Source organism: Pelomonas sp. Root1444 (assembly GCF_001426885.1).
Classification (GTDB): Bacteria; Pseudomonadota; Gammaproteobacteria; order Burkholderiales; family Burkholderiaceae_C; genus Pelomonas.
Genome location: NZ_LMFP01000011.1, coordinates 352,901 through 369,807 on the forward strand (window position 1 = coordinate 352,901; position 16,907 = coordinate 369,807).

Annotated in this window: 19 protein-coding genes and 3 tRNA genes; 14 read left to right on the forward strand and 8 right to left on the reverse strand. The window is 69.7% G+C overall.

Translation table 11 applies throughout. The features are described 5' to 3' along the window. Positions 1–150: 150 nt before the first annotated feature. The 10 genes from ASD35_RS27185 (at position 151) to ASD35_RS13185 (ending at position 7,833) form a co-directional block, all read left to right on the forward strand. Positions 151–324: a hypothetical protein gene (locus ASD35_RS27185; protein ID WP_157275531.1), complete on the forward strand. Its 174-nt coding sequence runs from the start codon at positions 151–153 to the stop codon at positions 322–324. 348 nt (positions 325–672) lie between these two features. Then, positions 673–747, forward strand: a tRNA-Glu gene (locus ASD35_RS13140). A gap of 102 nt (positions 748–849) precedes the next feature. After that, positions 850–926, forward strand: a tRNA-Pro gene (locus tag ASD35_RS13145). A 13-nt stretch (positions 927–939) separates the two neighbouring features. After that, positions 940–1,015 (forward strand) — tRNA-Asp (locus ASD35_RS13150). 45 nt (positions 1,016–1,060) lie between these two features. Beyond that, the gene (locus ASD35_RS13155) at positions 1,061–1,621 is read left to right on the forward strand and encodes an HNH endonuclease (protein WP_056875381.1); all 561 of its coding nucleotides are present in this window, start codon (positions 1,061–1,063) and stop codon (positions 1,619–1,621) included. A 520-nt stretch (positions 1,622–2,141) separates the two neighbouring features. Further along, complete coding sequence (locus tag ASD35_RS13165) at positions 2,142–3,278, forward strand: slipin family protein (RefSeq protein ID WP_056875382.1); 1,137 nt, start codon at positions 2,142–2,144, stop codon at positions 3,276–3,278. A gap of 101 nt (positions 3,279–3,379) precedes the next feature. After that, a complete protein-coding gene (locus ASD35_RS13170) occupies positions 3,380–4,123 on the forward strand; it encodes a hypothetical protein (RefSeq protein WP_056875383.1) in 744 nt (247 codons plus the stop codon). Positions 4,124–4,142: 19 nt separating this feature from the next. After that, positions 4,143–5,360 (forward strand): RtcB family protein, encoded by a 1,218-nt coding sequence (locus tag ASD35_RS13175; RefSeq protein WP_056875384.1) that lies wholly within the window; start codon positions 4,143–4,145, stop codon positions 5,358–5,360. 138 nt (positions 5,361–5,498) lie between these two features. After that, positions 5,499–6,371, forward strand: coding sequence for a DUF3365 domain-containing protein (locus tag ASD35_RS13180; RefSeq protein WP_056875385.1), 873 nt, complete (start codon positions 5,499–5,501; stop codon positions 6,369–6,371). Between the two features lie 13 nt (positions 6,372–6,384). Continuing rightward, positions 6,385–7,833: a serine/threonine-protein kinase gene (locus ASD35_RS13185; protein ID WP_056875386.1), complete on the forward strand. Its 1,449-nt coding sequence runs from the start codon at positions 6,385–6,387 to the stop codon at positions 7,831–7,833. Positions 7,834–7,851: 18 nt separating this feature from the next. Here the strand turns inward: ASD35_RS13185 and ASD35_RS13190 are convergent, their stop codons facing one another. Continuing rightward, on the reverse strand, positions 7,852–8,037 hold the full coding sequence (locus ASD35_RS13190; protein ID WP_056875387.1) for a DUF3606 domain-containing protein: 186 nt from the start codon (positions 8,035–8,037) through the stop codon (positions 7,852–7,854). Between the two features lie 188 nt (positions 8,038–8,225). Between ASD35_RS13190 and ASD35_RS13195 the strand changes: the two genes are divergently transcribed. Genes ASD35_RS13195 through ASD35_RS13205 form a run of 3 tightly spaced genes read left to right on the forward strand, consistent with a single transcriptional unit; the run spans position 8,226 to position 10,524 of the window. Continuing rightward, positions 8,226–8,528, forward strand: coding sequence for a hypothetical protein (locus tag ASD35_RS13195; RefSeq protein WP_056875388.1), 303 nt, complete (start codon positions 8,226–8,228; stop codon positions 8,526–8,528). Positions 8,529–8,540: 12 nt separating this feature from the next. Beyond that, positions 8,541–10,214 carry a PepSY domain-containing protein gene (locus tag ASD35_RS13200; protein WP_056875389.1) on the forward strand — a complete coding sequence of 558 codons (1,674 nt, stop codon included), beginning with the start codon at positions 8,541–8,543 and terminating at the stop codon, positions 10,212–10,214. Continuing rightward, on the forward strand, positions 10,207–10,524 hold the full coding sequence (locus tag ASD35_RS13205; protein ID WP_056875390.1) for a DUF3325 domain-containing protein: 318 nt from the start codon (positions 10,207–10,209) through the stop codon (positions 10,522–10,524). The genes ASD35_RS13200 and ASD35_RS13205 overlap by 8 nt, the downstream gene beginning before the upstream one ends. Positions 10,525–10,527: 3 nt before the next feature. Here the strand turns inward: ASD35_RS13205 and ASD35_RS13210 are convergent, their stop codons facing one another. Both ASD35_RS13210 and ASD35_RS13215 read right to left on the reverse strand, forming a co-directional pair. Continuing rightward, positions 10,528–10,740, reverse strand: a complete 213-nt coding sequence (locus ASD35_RS13210) for a hypothetical protein (protein WP_056875391.1) — start codon at positions 10,738–10,740, stop codon at positions 10,528–10,530. 55 nt (positions 10,741–10,795) lie between these two features. Further along, a complete protein-coding gene (locus ASD35_RS13215; RefSeq protein WP_056875392.1) occupies positions 10,796–11,716 on the reverse strand; it encodes a class I SAM-dependent methyltransferase in 921 nt (306 codons plus the stop codon). 33 nt (positions 11,717–11,749) lie between these two features. Between ASD35_RS13215 and ASD35_RS13220 the strand changes: the two genes are divergently transcribed. After that, positions 11,750–12,661 (forward strand): glutaminase, encoded by a 912-nt coding sequence (locus ASD35_RS13220; RefSeq protein ID WP_056875393.1) that lies wholly within the window; start codon positions 11,750–11,752, stop codon positions 12,659–12,661. A gap of 6 nt (positions 12,662–12,667) precedes the next feature. Here ASD35_RS13220 and ASD35_RS27190 read toward each other — a convergent pair whose 3' ends face one another. The 5 genes from ASD35_RS27190 to ASD35_RS13245 all read right to left on the reverse strand — a co-directional run bounded on the left by ASD35_RS27190 (position 12,668) and on the right by ASD35_RS13245 (position 16,897). Then, the gene (locus ASD35_RS27190) at positions 12,668–13,273 is read right to left on the reverse strand and encodes a redoxin domain-containing protein (protein ID WP_056875394.1); all 606 of its coding nucleotides are present in this window, start codon (positions 13,271–13,273) and stop codon (positions 12,668–12,670) included. Further along, complete coding sequence (locus ASD35_RS13230) at positions 13,270–15,333, reverse strand: thioredoxin family protein (protein WP_304438200.1); 2,064 nt, start codon at positions 15,331–15,333, stop codon at positions 13,270–13,272. Before ASD35_RS13230 ends, ASD35_RS27190 begins: the two co-directional genes overlap by 4 nt. A 45-nt stretch (positions 15,334–15,378) precedes the next feature. Beyond that, positions 15,379–15,939: a tRNA-uridine aminocarboxypropyltransferase gene (locus ASD35_RS13235; protein ID WP_056875396.1), complete on the reverse strand. Its 561-nt coding sequence runs from the start codon at positions 15,937–15,939 to the stop codon at positions 15,379–15,381. A 12-nt stretch (positions 15,940–15,951) separates the two neighbouring features. Continuing rightward, on the reverse strand, positions 15,952–16,527 hold the full coding sequence (locus ASD35_RS13240; protein WP_056875397.1) for a hypothetical protein: 576 nt from the start codon (positions 16,525–16,527) through the stop codon (positions 15,952–15,954). 184 nt (positions 16,528–16,711) lie between these two features. Then, positions 16,712–16,897 carry a hypothetical protein gene (locus ASD35_RS13245; protein ID WP_056875398.1) on the reverse strand — a complete coding sequence of 62 codons (186 nt, stop codon included), beginning with the start codon at positions 16,895–16,897 and terminating at the stop codon, positions 16,712–16,714. Positions 16,898–16,907: the final 10 nt, after the last annotated feature.

Below are 16,907 nucleotides of genomic sequence, written 5' to 3' on the forward strand. Positions count from 1 at the left end.
AGTGTTGTGAAAACACTTCACATGCATTCTAGGTGGCGTGCCGCGCTTGACCAAGACGTGAACGTTCTTAACAATGCGCGGATTCGCTCAACGCACTTGAGCTTTTCCACTCACCCCCAGCCGACGACCGAACCGCTTTCGCGCCCTGCCATGAACCGCCATCTCGTCACCGTCATCGACTTCACCGGCTCCCAGAGCTGGTGCGATGCCGCGTTGCTGGCGCAGGGATCGAAGCCGGCGGGCATGCCCGGCTTCGTCGCCTATGCACACGACCTGGGTCGTGAGCGCCATGACACCAACCCATCGGGTGAAGGCCCCGGCTAGACGCCGCCCTTCCACGCTCATTCGAGGCCCGGTCTCCTGCCAAGGAACCGGGCCTTTTGTTTTGCCGCCGCCGGGGCTGCCCCGGCGCCGCTGCGCACGCGCGGCGCCTGCTCTTTCACAACTCGCATCGATTGCGCGCCGGCTCCACGGCTGGCGCGCATTCAACACTGGCAGGCGCCGAGGCTCGTCCTCGGCGGCCCTGCCCCATCTCGGGTGTGCCCACGCACAAGCATCGGCCGGCCTGGTGTGCATGTGCGCTCGGGCGGCCGCCTGTCGCGTGCAGCGACGCGTCACTGGCTTGCGCAGGCCGGTCGCGTCGCGTGTGGACACAGCCGAGATGGCTTTACTGCCCCGTTGGACTTCCGGTGAGGTCCTCGGCCCTTCAAGCCGAAGAGGCGGGTTCGACTCCCGCACGGGGTACCAGCTGTTTACCGAAGCCCCTCGTCGAGCTCACGCTTCGAGGGGCGCAAACCGGCCGCAACGATTGGGCGGCGTCGGAACCCGTCACCGACAACCTTCATCACTCCGGGTGTAGCTCAACCAGGTAGAGCGCCTGCTTTGGGAGCAGGTGGCTGCACGTTCAACTCGTGCCACCCGGACCATTCGTTCATTCATGTCGCCATAGCTCAGTTGGAAGAGCGCCGGTCTGTCGAACCGGAGGTCGCGGGGTCGGGACCCGCTGGCGGCGCCACGCGTCATTTCATCCACCGCGCCAGCCCAAGGAAAGGAGGCCACCATGCACGACGTTTTGCAGTTGGACATCACCGGCCTGCCACAGGCCTGGATCTCGGTGGAGCAGGCCGCCTGCCTGGTCGCCACCGACGCGGTGGTCTGGTCCGCCGGAGATCAGCCGCTGGCCGTCATGCGCGGCGGCGTCAACACCGCCACGGGCCGTCAGTCGGTGCTGGCCGTGCCGCCCATCGTCGCCTTGCGCGGCGCGTCGAGGATCAACCTCTTCGACGTCGTGCCGACCTTCGGCAAGGGCAAGCTGCTCAAGCGCGACAGGCACACCTGCGCCTATTGCGGCGTGGTGCAGGACCACCGCGCGCTGACGGTGGACCACATCGTCCCGGCCAGCCGTGGCGGTGCCTTGAGCTGGATGAACACGGTCGCCGCCTGCCGCGCCTGCAATTCGCGCAAGGCCGCCCGCACGCCGGACGAAGCGCGCATGCCGCTGCTGTTCGCGCCGTTCGTGCCGAGCCGCTTCGAGGACTTCATCCTCAAGGGTCGCTACATCCGCGCGGACGTGCACGACTGGCTGGCCGCGCGCCTGCCGAAGGGATCGCGGCTGAGCTGAAAGGCTCGGGCGCCCACGAGTCTGCCGAGGAAGGCAAGGGCTCACAGGCCGGGGTTCCCAAGCCCCGCCGGTGCGCTGTGGCCAGGTCCGCCTGTCGCCGCAACGTATGCCGCCCTGCTGGAATTGGCCGATCTAGGAAAGACATGGTGTCCCGCAAGGGCGGGGTTCGTATCCCTGCTTTCCTGCCATTTGGATAGCTCAAACGGTAGAGCAACGAACCAGTAATTCGTGTGTCGCGGGTTCGATTCCCGCTCCAAAACTTGGATTTCCCATCCAGGAACCACCGGTCGCAAGACCACCCCGCCGAACGTGCGCCCCGGCCCCGGCCGGACCGCGCATCAGCGGCCCGCGCTCGCGCGCCGGGCAAGCGGGGCTCTGCTTCCACGGCCAGCAGCGAACGCCTTCAGGGAGGAGGCGCTCGACGCGCACCGTGGTGCCAGGCCCTGGCATCCGACGTCCGCACGGGCTGCTGTAACGGCACCCTCATCCCATCAACACGCGTCACCACAAGGAGAACACCATGACGATCAAGCGTGTGACTGTGAAGAAGAACGAGCGCGGCATCCTGCTGCGCAATGGCGATTTCGAGCGCGTGCTGCAGCCCGGCACGTATTGGCTGTTCGCCGGCCTGGACACGTCGAAGGTCGAGCTGTTCGCGATCAGCCAGCCGGCTTTCGTGCACCCGCTGACCGACTACCTGATGGCCAAGGAGCCCGCCGTCGTCGACGCGGAGTTCCTGCGCGTCGAGCTGACTGAACACGAGGCCGGCCTGCGCACCGAGAACGGCGTGCTCGTTGAGGTGCTGCCGCCTGCCACGCGGCGCCTGTACTGGCGCGGTCTGGTGGACGTGCAGGTCGAGGTGGCCGACCTGCGCGCGTCCGCCGAGCTGCCCGCAGCCCTGGCCGCACGGCTGGCACAGCCGCAACTGCGCCCGCGCGCGGTGACCGGCCGGGCCGGCGTGCTGCAGGTGGAGGTGCCGGAAACCGGCGTCGGCCTGCTGCGTGTCGACGGCAAGGTGGAGCGCCTGCTGACCGCAGGCTCCTACGCGTTCTGGAAGTTCGGCCGCAACGTGGCGGTGGAGCTGGTGGACCTGCGGCTGCAGGCACTGGAGGTGACGGGCCAGGAGATCCTGACCCGCGACAAGGTCGCGCTGCGGCTCAACCTCTCGGCCACCTGGCGCTACACGGACGTGCTGCGTGCGTTCGAGCAACTGGCCAAGCCGGCCGACCACCTCTACCGCGAGCTGCAGTTCGGCCTGCGCGCAGCGGTGGGCACCCGCACGCTGGATGAGCTGCTGGAGAACAAGTCGGTCATCGACGAGGTCGTGACCGCCCAGGTGACGTCCAAGCTGGCCGGCTACGGCCTGCAACTGGACGGCGTGGGCGTGAAGGACATCGTGCTGCCGGGCGAGATGAAGACCATCCTTGCCCAGGTGGTGGAGGCCGGGAAATCGGCCGAAGCCAACGTGATCCGCCGCCGCGAGGAAACCGCGGCGACGCGTTCCCTGCTCAACACGGCCAAAGTGATGGAGGACAACCCCGTCGCCCTGCGCCTGAAGGAGCTGGAGACGCTGGAACGCGTGGCCGAGCGCATCGACAAGATCTCCGTGTTCGGAGGTCTGGACCAGGTGCTCAATGGGCTGGTGAAGCTGCGTTGAGCCGTTCCCCGCCGCCTTGATGGTGGCGGGCCTTTCTCATTCATTTGGCACAGTGATGCGAACACTTCGCGTCTGCCAACGCGCGCCTCATCGAGCACATCATGAAAACGAAACGACCGACTGCAGCGCAGCGACGCCGTGCAGCCTCAATGCCAGCTTGGACTCCGCAGGGCGTCGGGTTGGAGCCTGATCTCTACGCTGCGGCGCTGCGATACCTGTTTGACCGGCCTGTTCCAGAAGGCCAAGAGCAGGCGTGGTACTGGAGTGTCTACGAGCCAGAATTCGAGGCTACTCCGCTTGAATGGACACGGATCCAGACCGTGCTGTTCGCAAATGCGGGCACCGACTTGTCGGTCTACGGCGACGATCAGGTCGGCTTTGGCCTGGATTACTTGGCCAACAACTCGATCAGCGATGTGCCGTTCGCGGCCATTGATGCCAGCGTGCCGCTGGATGAAGCTATGCGGATGATGGACGCCATGCCGGTGCTCTGGCGGCAGTGCTTCGGACCGCGGCTGGCCGAGATGAACAAGCCGATCGGTTCTTCGAGCGGCCAACTCGCCCACATCTGCTACATGTGGTTCGACGTCTGGCCTACGTTCTGGAACGTACGAAGCGAGCCCCGTTGGCAGCAGGCCGTGTGGCATGTCTTGCGCGAGATGTTGGCCGTCCCGTGCCGGGAGGTTCAGGTTGCGGCGCTGCATGGCATCGGACACCAGCTGCGGTATCTGAATCGGCGCGAAGAGATCGACCGCACCGTCGCCGCATTCATCCATTCGATCGACCACAACGACAAGAACCTCAAGAACTACGCGGAAGCAGCCCGCCAAGGCATGGTGCTGTGACGCAATCGAAGGAATCAACATGGAACCCCAACACATCCACGAGGACGTCCCCGGCGGCGTGCCGCTGAAGACGTGGACGCAGGGCGTGCCGGTCGAGGACGCGGCCAAGCGCCAGCTCCAGAACGCGGCCCGCCTGCCCATCGTCTTCAAGCACATCGCCGCGATGCCGGACGTGCACTTCGGCATCGGCGCGACCGTCGGCTCGGTCATCCCTACCGTCAAGGCCATCATCCCGGCGGCCGTCGGCGTGGACATCGGCTGCGGCATGATGGCCTGCAAGACCACGCTGACGGCCGAGGACCTGCCCGACAACCTTGGGCCCCTGCGCGCCGCCATCGAGCGCGCCGTGCCGCACGGCCGCCAGCCGGGCAGCCGCGACCCCGGCGCGTGGCAGAAGCCGCCCGGCTCGGTCAACACGGCCTGGGCGCAGCTGGAGCCCGAGTTCACCGAGCTGTGCCGCGACTACCCCAAGATCGCCAAGACCAACCACATCCAGCATCTCGGCACGCTGGGCTCGGGCAACCACTTCATCGAGGTCTGCCTGGACGAAGCGGGCGCCGTGTGGTTCATGCTGCACTCGGGCTCGCGCGGCGTGGGCAACTTCATCGGCACGATGTTCATCGAGCTGGCCAAGCAGGACGCGCTGCGCCACCAGGCCAACCTGCCGGACCGCGACCTGGCCTATTTCGAGGAAGGCAGCCGCTACTTCGGCGACTACGTGCGCGCGGTCGGCTGGGCGCAGAAGTTCGCGGCCACCAACCGCGAGGTCATGATGAAGCGCGTCATCGAGGCCGCAAAGACGGTCATCCACAAGAACTTCCAGGCCCACATCGAGGCGGTGAACTGCCACCACAACTATGTGCAGAAGGAAACCCACTTCGGCCAGGAGGTCTACCTGACCCGCAAGGGCGCCGTGAGCGCCAAGGCCGGGCAGCTGGGCATCATCCCCGGCAGCATGGGCGCCAGGAGCTACATCGTGCGCGGCAAGGGCAATGCGGACAGCTTCGAGAGCTGCTCGCACGGCGCCGGCCGCGTGATGAGCCGTGGCGACGCCAAGCGCCAATTCACGCTGGCCGACCACCGCGCCGCGACCGAGGGCGTCGAGTGCCGCAAGGACAAGGACGTGCTCGACGAGACGCCCGCGGCCTACAAGGACATCGACGCCGTCATGGCCGCGCAGCGCGAGCTGGTGGACGTGGTGCACACCCTCAAGCAGGTCGTCTGCGTGAAGGGCTGACGACAACGCGCACCGCATCAGGGCGCCCGGCTTCGGTCGGGCGCCTTTTTTTTGGTCTTTCGTCGGCCGCCAAGGGAGCATTCACGAAGGCCCGCGCCGCCAAGCCGGCACTACCATTGCCGCCCTCACGGGATCCGCATGAAACTGCTCGTCAAATTCAACCTGGTCTACCTGCTCGTCATGAGCCTGGGCATCGCCGTCAGCGGCTACATCGCCCGCCAGCTGCTGCAGGACAACGCCCAGCAGGAGGTCGTCGGCAGCGCCCGCATGCTGATGGAGAAGGCGCTCGCGGTGCGCAACTACACCAACACGCAGATCAAGCCGCTGCTGACCTCGCAGATGGCGCACGAGTTCCTGCCGCAGACGGTGCCCAGCTACTCGGCCACCGAGGTGCTGGGCACGCTGCTGGCCAAGCACCCCGAGTTCGCCTACAAGGAGGCGACGCTGAACCCCACCAACCCGCGCGACCGTGCCACCAGCTGGGAGGCCGACATCGTGGGTCAATTCAGGAGCGCCGCCGATCTGACGGAGACCGTCGGCACGCGCGACACGCCCGCCGGCCCGTCGCTGTACATCGCCCGCCCGCTGCGCATCACCGACCCCGCCTGCCTGGCCTGCCACAGCAGCGTGGATGCCGCACCCGCCACAATGGTCGCCAAGTACGGCCCCGCCAACGGCTTCGGCTGGAACTTGAACGAAGTCATCGGCGCGCAGATCGTCTCCGTGCCGCTGGGCGTGCCCATGCAGCGCGCCGACAAGGTCTTCCAGGTCTTCATCACGTCGCTGGTGGGCGTCTTCGTCGTCGTCGGCATCGTGCTGAACCTGATGGTGTGGATGCTGGTCGTGCGCCCGGTCACGCGGCTGTCGGCGCTGGCCGACCGCGTCAGCCAGGGCGACCTGGACGCGCCGGAGTTCAAGACCAGCGGCCGCGACGAGATCGCCACCTTGTCCGATTCGTTCTCGCGCATGCGCGCCAGCGTGGTGCAGGCGATGAAGTTGCTCGATTCGTGAGTCATCTCAACTCATGAGCGACCTCAAGAAGCACCCAGCGCAGCTCGGCAAATACCGCATCACCGAGGTGCTCGGTGAGGGCGCGATGGGCGTCGTCTATAAGGGCTTCGACCCCGACATCCAGCGCACCGTCGCGCTCAAGACCATCCGGCAGCAGGTCAGCGCCGATGACGACAGCCCGGGCGGCGCGGCTTCGCGCTTCCGCAACGAGGCGCAGGCGGCGGGCCGGCTGGGCCATCCCGGCATCGTGGCCGTCTACGACTTCGGCCGCGACCAGCAGATCGCCTACATCGCGATGGAGTTCGTCCAGGGCCGCTCGCTGGCGAGCTACCTGAGCGACAAGCTGCGTTTCACCGACACCGACATCCCCGGCATCATGAGCCAGCTGCTCGACGCGCTGGGCCACGCGCACGAGCAAGGCGTGTGGCACCGCGACGTCAAGCCCAGCAACATCATCATGACGACGGCCGGGCGCTTGAAGGTGGCCGATTTCGGCATCGCGCGCATCGAGTCGCAGAACCTCACGCAGACCCACTACATGGTCGGCACACCCAGCCACATGGCGCCCGAGCAGTTCCTCGGCAAGCCGATGGACCGCCGCGTGGACATCTATGGCGCTGGCGTCGTGCTCTACCAGCTGCTGACGGGGCGCGCACCGTTCGCGGGCACGACCGAGGCGCTCATGTACAAGGTCGTCAACGAGGACCCCATGCCGCCGTCTATGGCGGAAGGCGCCGGCCGGCCGGGCTGGTTCGACGCCATCGTGGCGCGCGCGCTCGCCAAGCGCCCCGCCGACCGTTTCGCCACCACCTACGAGTTCAAGCAGGCCTTGATCGACGGTGCCGGCAAGGGCATGGCCGACACCGGCTGGGAGCGCACTCTCATGATGGCGCCGCCGCGGCCGCCGCAGGCGGCCCCGCCGACCTTGGCACCGCCGTCCACCGCGGGCGCATCGGCGGGCACCCCGGCGCCCACGCACTGGGACAAGGCCCAACTCACCCAGGCCGAGCAGTCGCTGGCCCGGTATGTCGGCCCGCTGGCCAGCGTGCTCGTGCGCCGCGCGGCGCGCGAATGCCGGGACCTGGGCGAGCTCTACAGCAAGCTCGCCGAGCAAGTGACCGACCCGCGCGCGCGCGACGCCTTCCTCGGCCAGGCCAGCTTGATCACCGGAGCCAGTGCGCGCACCGCGGGCGGCGGTACCGGCGCACCGCCCAGTTCAGGTTCCAAGGCGTCCCAGGGCTCGGCGGGCGGCACGACCGTCGGCGGGCCGCTGACCGACGCCGTGATGGACAAGGCGCAGGGGTTGCTCGCCCAGCATGTCGGGCCCATCGCCAAGGTGCTGGTCAAGCGCGCCGCCGTGGGCACGGACAGTCGGGCCGTGTTTTTCAACCGGCTGGCCGAGGCCGTCAGCGACGCCGCGGCGCGCGAGAAGCTGCTGAAGGCGCTGGCGCAACTGCACTGAGGCCCGGCCTGCGCGACGTCAGCGGCTGGCGCCCTTCAGGAACTGCTCGACCTCGTCGGCGCGGTCGCCCACGCGGGCCACGGCCTCGCGCAGCTGTTCAGGGCTGACGCCGAACTTGGCGGCCCAGTCGCGCAGCTCATAGGCCTCGTTCACATTGATGCGCTGACGGTCCTGGCCGCCGCGCTGGGTCTTGTCATCTGACACGGCTCTGCTCCGGAGTTGAGAAAACGCCACCCTAAGCCGGCCGCGTCGTGGCGTGTGTCGGACAGACGCGCATGCGGCGGCCACGACCCGGGCTAGCAATCGCCTTATTTGCAAATGCGAATCATGCGCATTTACACTCGAAAGCCTCGCTGCTATCGATCGCCCGCTGCCCGCGCAGCGCGACTGCCATGACCGCCGCCTCGTTCCTCCTGCGTCCCCTGCCGCTGCTGTCGCGCATCGCCGCGGCCGTGTTCGGGGGCTACGCCTGCTGCTGGGGTTTTGTCGCCCTCGGACTGGCCGGCTTCTATGCCGCCGGCCTGCCCTTCCACGACGCCGAGCACCTCAGCAGCATCCTCGGCGTGCTGCTCTATCTCGTCGTGTTCTGCTGGACCTTCGCCGTGCCGCGCGTCGGCCGCGCATGGGTCTTGCTGCTGGGCAGCGGCGCGTTGATGGCCGGCATCGCCACGCTGGTCCAGCGTGCCCTGGCCTGACGGAGCGCCCCCGTGTTCCAGAGTTTTCGGTTGTCCATGGCCTGGCTGCACACCTGGTTCGGCCTGGTGCTGGGCTTCGTGCTGATGGTGGTGTTCTTCTTCGGCGCGCTGTCGGTGTTCGACCGCGAGATCGACCGCTGGGCCACGCCGCAGTCGCGCTTCCAGCCGCAGCCCATGCCGTCGTTCGACCGCGTGCTCAAGCCGGCGTTCGAGCGCATGCAGCCGGACAAGGCGGCGGTGGCGCTGCTGGAAGGCCGCGTCGACGGCCCCATCCCCGAGCGCTTCGACACGGTGCGCCGCTGGGGCGCCTACACGACGCACCGCGACCCGGTCGTCGCCGTCTTCGCCGGCTATGCCGTGCCCAAGGCGAAGGACCCGGACGAGACCGTCTTCGCCATCCACGCGCTGGACCCGCGCGACGGCGCCGTGCTGCCCGACGGCCAGCTGCGCATCGGCAGCCAGTTCTTCTACCCGCTGCACTACAGCCTCAACCTGAAGTGGAAGGACCTGGGCACCTGGATCGTCGGGTTCGCCGCGCTGATGATGCTGGCCGCGCTCGTCAGCGGCGTCGTCATGCACCGCAAGATCTTCCGCGAGTTCTTCACCTTCCGCCGCGACAAGAGCACCCAGCGCAGCGCGCTGGACCTGCACAACCTGACCGGCGTCGTCGCGCTGCCCTTCCACTTCTTCTTCGCGTTCACGGGCCTGGTGATCTTCGCGGGCATCTACTTCCCAGTCGCGCACACGCAGCTGCGCGATTTGCACGAGCTCAGCGAGAGGATCGAGGCCCGCGAGACCGGCCTGCCGCATGAGCGCGCCGGCGTGGGCGCACCGATGGGGTCGGTGGACGCGATGGTCGCCGAGGCGCAGCGCCGCTGGGCCGCCAAGGGCATGGCGGGTGACGTGGGCTATGTCGGCGTGGAACACGTCGGTGACGCGAATGCCTTCGTCAGCGTCTACCGCGCCGGCACCGACCGCGTCGCGCTGACCGGCGAGGGCATCCATTTCAAGGCCAGTACCGGCGAGCTGCTGCGCGAGGACCCGCCGCGCACGGCCGTCGACAGCGTCAACGAGTTCCTCACCGGCCTGCACCTGCAGCACTTCCGCCACTGGCTGCTGCGCTGGCTCTACGTGCTGGGCGGGCTGCTGGGCTGCGTCTGCATCGCCACCGGCTTCATCTTCTTCGTCGAGAAGCGCAAGAAGCAGCATGCCAAGGCCGGCAGCCAGGGCAGCCGCATCGTCGACGCGCTGGCCGTGACGACGGTGACCGGCATGCTGATCGCGACCACCGCGATGCTGCTGGCCAACCGCCTGCTGCCCGACGCGCTGCCCGACAAGGGCGACTGGGAGAAGACCGTGTTCTGGAGCGCCTGGGCGCTGGCGCTGCTGCACGCCTTCGCCCGCAACGGCGCGGTGGCGCTGGGGCGCCCGAGCCCGGCCTGGCGCGAGCAATGCCTCATCGCCGCCGCGGGCGCGGTCGCGGCCGTCGTGGCCAATGCGATCACCACCGGTGACCACCTCGGCCGCACGGTGTCCGCCGGCTACTGGCCGGTGGCGGGCGTGGACCTCAGCCTGCTGGCGCTGGCCGCCGTCGCGCTGCTGGCCGCACGTCGGCTGGGCCGCCTCGGGCAGCAGGCCGCGCCCCAGAGCACGCCGGCCGCCATCGCGGGGGCGTCGAATGGCTGAGCCGCTGCTGCTGCTTGCTGGCGCCGCCTTCGCGGCCCTCGCCGGCTTCGCCTGGCTGGCCCTTGCCATGGACGTGCACTGGGCGCAGGTGCACGGCCTGCGGGCCCGGGCCACGCCAGCGCGGCTGCGCGTGGCCGGCGGGGCCGCGCTGGCGCTGTCGTTCGGCCTGTGCCTGGGCGCCGATCACCCGTCGATGGCCGTGCTCGTCTGGCTCATGCTGCTGGCCGGCTCGGCGGTCGCCGTCGCGATGACGCTGTCGACGCGGCCGCAATGGCTGCGCTGGCTGTGGCCGGCGTCGAGCCGGCGCTGAATCTCAGGGCCGCTCGGCGGGGAAGGTCGGCACGGCCGGCCCGCGGCGCCGGGCCGCGCGCTCGACGACCTGCGGCTCCAGCCGGTCCCATCGCGCGGGCAGCTCGCTGGCGGCAGGCGCCGCCTTGGCATCCACCTTGGCATCCACCTTGGCGGGCTTCTGCGGCCTGTTTTCGGCCGCGCCCGCGGCGGTCGCGGCGAGCAGCAGGACGAACAAGAGAATTCGCTGGACTTTCACGCTGGCGCTCCACTGGGCTTCGGCAGCGCCGAGCTTAAGCGGCTGGCGCCCGATAGGCGAGCACCTTCAAGCCCCGGTCCTCCGACACATCCGCGAACACCGCCGGGTTGGCCACCCGCCCGACCCACTCCAGCGCCGGCGCGTTCTCCGCGACCACCTCACGCAGGAAGCCCACCCCCAGCTCGGGCGCATTCAGGCACAGCAGCGCCTGCCCACCCGGCGCCAGCAGCGCGGGCAGCCGCCGCGCCAGCCGCGCGTAGTCCTTGGTGGCGACGAAGCTGCCCTTCTGGAAGCTGGGCGGGTCGCAGATGACCAGGTCGTAGGGCCCGCCGCGGGTCAGCTTGCCCCAGGAGTTGAAGATGTCGTGCGCCAGGAACTTCGCGCCGGCCTTCACGCCGTTGAGTTCATGGTTGGTGCGGCCGATGGCCAGCGCGCCGGACGCCATGTCCACGTTCACAACCTCGGCCGCGCCGGCCTGCAGCGCGACGGCCGAGAAGGCGCAGGTGTAGGCGAACAGGTTGAGCACCTTGGCGCCTGGCTTGACATGGTCCCGCACCCAGCTCCGCCCCGCGGCCATGTCGAGGAAGAGGCCATGGTTCTGGCCGCGCAGCAGGTGCACGAGGTAGCGCGTGCCGGCCTCGGTGACGACATGGGGCTCGGGCACGGCACCGGCCATCAGCCGTGTCTCGGCCTGGGCGCCGCGGCATTGGTAGACCCAGTTCAGCGCCTCGCCCTCGGGTGCGATGTCGCGCCAGCGCGCGGCCAGCGCCTGGCCGACGGCTTCCAGCGCCGCGTCGGCCAGCGGCTCGAAGCTGGTCAGCAGCAGCACGGGCGGATAGGCGTCCAGCGCCAGGTGCTCGCAGCCAGGAAAGAGGCCGCCGCGGCCGTGGAAGAGGCGCTGGGCATCGCGGGGAACGGTGGCCATCGCGGCGATGGCGTCGAGCAGGGCTTGCATGGGGCGGCATTGTCCCGGCGTAAGAATGCCGCCATGGATTTCCAACTCGTTCTCGACCAGATCAACACCGAACTGCGGCCGCTGCTCGGCACGGGCGGCAAGGTCGCCAGCTACATCCCGGCGCTGGCGCGCGTGTCGCCTCTGCAATTCGGCATCGCGCTGCGCACCTGCGCGGGCGAAACGGCCCAGGCCGGTGACAGCGCGGTACCGTTCTCCATCCAGAGCATGTCCAAGGTGTTCTCGCTGACGCTGGCCATCAAGGCGCTGGACGAGGCGCTGTGGTCGCGCATCGGCCGCGAGCCGTCGGGCAGCCCGTTCAACTCGCTGGTGCAGCTGGAGAGCGAGCGCGGCGTCCCGCGCAACCCCTTCATCAATGCGGGTGCCATCGCGGTGGCGGACCGGCTCGTCAGCCAGGCGGATGCCCTGCCCCAGCTGCTGCGCCTGCTGAGCGGCCTGTGCGGCGAAGCCGTGCACGTGGATGCCGAGGTCGCGCGGTCGGAGGCCGACACCGGCTATCGCAACGCCGCGCTGGCCAATTTCATGAAGGGCTTCGGCACGCTGGACAACGACGTGGCGACGGTGCTGGACGTCTACTTCCACCAGTGCGCCATCGCAATGACCTGCGAGCAGGTGGCCTGCGCGGCCGGCTACCTCTGCCGCGACGGCCAACATCCGCTGGCCGGGCCGACGGTGATCAGCGCGACGCAGACGCGCCGCATCAACGCGCTGATGCTGACATGCGGCACCTACGACGCGGCCGGCGAGTTCGCCTTCCGCATCGGGCTGCCGTGCAAGAGCGGCGTGGGCGGCGGCATCGTCGCCGTGGTGCCGGACCGCCTCACGCTGTGCGTCTGGTCGCCGGCGCTGGACGCCACCGGCAACTCCTGGCTGGGGCGCCAGGCGCTGGAGCTGTTCGTCGCGAAGACCGGGTTGTCGGTCTTCTGAGGGCCGTCAGCTGGCGTACTTGATCGAGCAGCCGTAGGGCCGCGTCGACGCCTTCTCGACCTTGCGGCCCGACGACACGGCGACCAGCGCCTGCGTCACATAGGGCTCGGCCTTGCCGATGTCGTTCTTGTCGGCGGTGGCCAGGCTGTCGATGCCGCCCTTGTAGGCCAGCGTGCCGTCGGGGCGGATGACGTACATGTGCGGCGTCGTCTGCGCGCCGTAGGCCTTGCCGATCTCGCCCTTGGGGTCCAGCAGCGTCGCGGTGGGCACGGCGGCGCGGTCGGTGTTGAGCTTCAGCGCGGTGGCGCCGTCGACATGGCCCTGCTGGCCGGGCGCCGAGGAGATCACCTGCAGCCAGACCACGCCGCGGCTCGTGGCCGCCTTCTGCTGGCTCTGCATGTTGCCGCTGCCATAGTGCTTCTTCACGAAGGGGCAGTCGTGGTTGGTCCACTCCAGCACCACCGTCTTGCCCTTGTAGTCGGCCAGCGAAACGGTCTTGCCGTCGGCCGTCGTGGCCGTGAAGGCCGGCGCCGGCGCATCGATGTCGGCTGCGGCATGGGCCAGTACAGGAACGAGCAGGGCGGCCAGCAGGCTGCGGCGAAGCAAGGTCATGTCGAACTCCTGGGAGCGGTGGGGGGAGAAACCGCCTCGATGACGAGGCCGGGGGTGAGGATCTGCGGCAGCACCTGGGCCTCGGCGGCGCCGGGTGCGTAATAGAGGTAGAGCGGCACGCCCGAGCGGCCATGGGCCTTCAGCACGGCGGTGATGGCCGGGTCCTCGCGGGTCCAGTCGCCCTTGAGGTAGGTGATGCCGGCCTGGGCGAAGGCGGCCTTGACCTCCGGGCGCGACAGCGCGACGCGCTCGTTGACCAGGCAGGAGATGCACCAGGATGCCGTCATGTTGACGAACACCGGCTTGTTCTGCGCGCGCAGGTCGGCCAGGCGGGCGGCGCTGTAGGCCTCGGTGGCGGATTCACCGGCCACGGTCACGTCGGCCGCGACCGGCTTGATCCACACCGCCAGGCCCAGCGCCAGCACGAGGCTGGCGACCGCCGCGCCGGTGCCCACGAGGCTCGCGCCGCTGCTGTGGCGCCACCACAGGCCGAAGGCGATCAGCACCAGGCCGATCAGCGCCAGCGCCACGCCGTCCGGCCCGGTCTGCTGCGCCAGCACCCACAGCAGCCAGACGACGGCCGCATACATCGGGAAGGCCAGCGCCTGCTTGAACTTGTCCATCCAGGCCCCCGGCCGCGGCAGCCAGCGCTGCGCCGCGGGCCAGAAGGCCAGGACCAGGAAGGGCAGCGCCAGGCCCAGCCCCAGCGCCAGGAACACCGCCAGCAGCACCGCCGCCGGCTGGGCCAGCGCAAACGCCAGCGCCGCGCCCATGAACGGCGCCGTGCAGGGCGTGGCGACCACCGCCGCCAGCACGCCGGTGAAGAAGCTGCCGGCCAGCCCCTGCCGCGACGCCAGCGCCGAGCCGACGCCGGTGAAGCTGCCGCCGATGGCGAACAGGCCCGACAGGCTCAGGCCCACCAGGAACAGCAGGTAGGCGACCACCAGCACGAACACCGGCGAATGGAACTGGAAGCCCCAGCCCACCTGCTGGCCGCCGGCGCGCAGCGCGATCAGCACGCCCGCCAGCACCGCGAAGCTGGCCAGCACGCCGGCCGTGTAGGCCAGGCCTTCGCCCTTGTGGTCGCCCTTGTTGACGAGGGCCAGGGCCTTGATCGACAGCACCGGGAAGACGCAGGGCATCAGGTTGAGGATGAGCCCGCCGAGCAGCGCCAGCGCCAGCGCGGGCAGCAGGCCCAGGTCGCTCTGCGGCGCGGCCGGCGGCACCACCTCGGCGGTCGGCGCGTTCAGGTCGGCGGGGCCGGGGCCCTTGCCGGCGCCGGCTGGCATGGCGACGGCAATGGTCCAGGCCTGGGGGCCGGCCGGCGTCGTCAGCGTGATGACGCCGGCGAGCGGCTTGCCGGCGGGCACCGGTTCGTCGCCGGCGGGAATGTCCAGCGTCCAGCCGCCGGCCTCGGCCTTCAGGGCTTGGGGCGCGCTGTGGGCGACGGCGCCCCAGGTCTCGGCAAAGAAGTAGGCCTTGCTGACGCCGGCCGTCGGCCCGCTCAGCTGCACGCCCTGGGGCGCGGGCCTGGCCTGCACGGCGAACGGCGCCGGCTTGGGGATGGCGGCGCGCCACTCCTCGATCTGCGCGGCGTCCGGGCCGGCCTTGGCCTCGGCGGCCACCGGCAGGTCCAGGCCCAGGGACACCTGCTCGGGGATGCAGACGTCCTTGCAGACCAGCCACCGGACCTCCGCCCCGGGCTGGAAGCGGCCGCCCGGCTTGGCATCGGCCGGCACGGTCAGCTCCACCAGCAGCGCCGGGCGGCCTTCGTAGCCGTAGTTGACGATGGGGCCGATGGCCTGCACCGACGGCGCCGGCCATTGGATGGGGCCCGCCTCGGCGCCGCTCCAGGCGAGGGTGGTCGCCTGGCCGGAATCTCCGGGGTTGAGCCAGTAGGTGTGCCAGTGCGCCTTGATGTCCTGCTCCAGCGCGACAGTGAAGCGCTGGCCCGGCGCGACGGCGGCCTGGCTGGACACCAGGCGGGCTTTCACATGCTCGGTGGCCGCCTCCGGCGGGGCGGCCTGGGCCCGCAGCGAAACGGCCAGGAGGGCCAGCAAGGCCAGGGGAACAACGGGTCGCAGGAACGAAGGCATCCTGAAATGCTAGGCCATCCCTGTTTCCCTTCGATAAAGGCCGGCTTGGACGAAGGCTTCGAAGGCCGCCCACAGCGGCGCGAAGCGCGCCGGCCCGCCTTCCAGCAGGGCCAGCGCATGCAGGCCCGCCTCCAGCGTCGACAGTTGGCCCGGCCGGTGGGCGCGGCGCAGCGCATAGCGGCCGGCTTGCTCGGGCAGGGCCAGCCGCGGCAGCGCGGCCAGCCAGGGGTTGGCGGCGAGCAAACGGCGGCTCTGGCGCCAGCTGCCGTCGAGCAGGATCAGCTGGCTCAGCTGGCTCACATGCTGCGGCGCGGGGGCTTCGCCCTCGCCGGGATAGAGCAGCGTCGCGGCCGGTTGAGCCACGTTGGCGTCAAAGACCTCGCCGCGCAGCAGCCGCGCGGACTGCAGGCCCAGCGTCAGCAACGCCGTGGTGTTCTTTGCATGGCCGGCCTCGGCCGGATGCTGCAGGATCAGCAAAGGGGTGCGGTGGGCCAGCGGCGGCGCCGGCAGCGTGGCGCACAGGCAGGTCGACAGCGGGCGCTCGCAGCGGGGGCAGACCGCGCGGGCCATGCGCTCGTCCTGTCAGTGCGGTGGCGAGACCGTGTGCGGCCCGAGGCTGGACACGGTGCTGTCGAGGTCGCCTTCCACTGCCGCGGCCTCCTCGGCCTCGCGGCGGCGCGAGCGTGTGACAGGCAGGCTCAGCTGCCGGCGTTTGGCCAGTGCGCCGGCCACCCAGGCACCGCCCAGCACGCCGAAGATGTTCAACGCGCCGAACAGCGGGGCTGCGTTGGAGGACAGCAGCATGGTCTGCAGCGGTGCGGAATAGGCGCGCGGCTTCAGCGCGAAGCTGAAGGCACCGAAGATCAGCCAGCCCGCCCAGGCCACGCCGATGCCGGCCATCATCCAGGCGACATAGGGCCGGTGGCGGCGCCGCGCCGGGCGCAGCGTCACGTAGGCCCAGACGGCGGCGACGATGAAGATCAGCGCCGCGATCGCCAGGGCCTCACCCAGCATGACGGGCAGGCTGTTGCGGCCACCGAGCGACAGGTAGATCGAACGGGGCAGGCCGACGCTCGCGTACTTCATGGCTGCACCTGCGCAGAAGGAATACAGCAGTGCGCCGGAAAAAAAGGCGACGGAGCGGCGGGCAGCTTTCATGCGGGGCATTCTCGGCGCAGCAACGCGGCAAGCCGCCCACGGACTCCCTGTGCTGCGGGCAAAGTCCACGAACCGCGCGCGCAAAACAAAGCCCACCGTCCGGGGCCGGGCGGCGGGCTCATCAAGGGGGTACCGCGCGCGGGAGCGGCGGGCTCATAGACGCGCCCAGCAGGGCGCTTGCAGTTCAGCGCTTGCGGTCCAGGCGCTGGGCTCGCGCCAGGCCGCGGCGCTCGCCGCTGTAGAAGCCGGTGTCGAAGGCTTCGTGCTTGCGGCCCTTCTCGACGGATTCGTCCGCGCTCCAGGCCTGTGCCATCTCGGGCACTGGCAGGCGGCGGTGGGTTTGTTCGGTACGGGTCTGGATTTTCATCATGGCTGTCTGG